The following is a 235-nucleotide window of genomic DNA, read 5'->3' as shown; positions in this document are numbered from 1 at the left end:
ACGGTCGCGGGGCAGGGTCACGGTGAGGACGCCGATACGGTCGCCGCGCACGCTGATGGGCAGGTGAACCGTCAGCTGTCCTGGCTGGTCGTCGTTCTCGACGTAGGGTTGCTGCGCGCCGAAGGCCCGCCCCGCGGGGCTCTGGTAGACAGAAATCGGGTCGCCGGTGTAAGGGAGCGCGCTGACTGGTTGCAGTATGGTCATCGCGTAGTCGGCCATGAGCAGGTCAACGGAG

The 235-nt window shown here is 66.8% G+C and carries 1 pseudogene; it reads right to left on the bottom strand.

Annotated features, from left to right (window positions below):
- Nucleotides 1-235, bottom strand: a pseudogene (locus N4G70_RS36990) (phosphatase); the annotation flags it as partial.

The sequence above is a fragment of the Streptomyces sp. ASQP_92 genome, from assembly GCF_025399895.1.
Lineage (GTDB): Bacteria > Actinomycetota > Actinomycetes > Streptomycetales > Streptomycetaceae > Streptomyces.
Note: the sequence above shows the minus strand (reverse complement) of the source record. Positions and strands in the feature narration are given on the sequence as shown.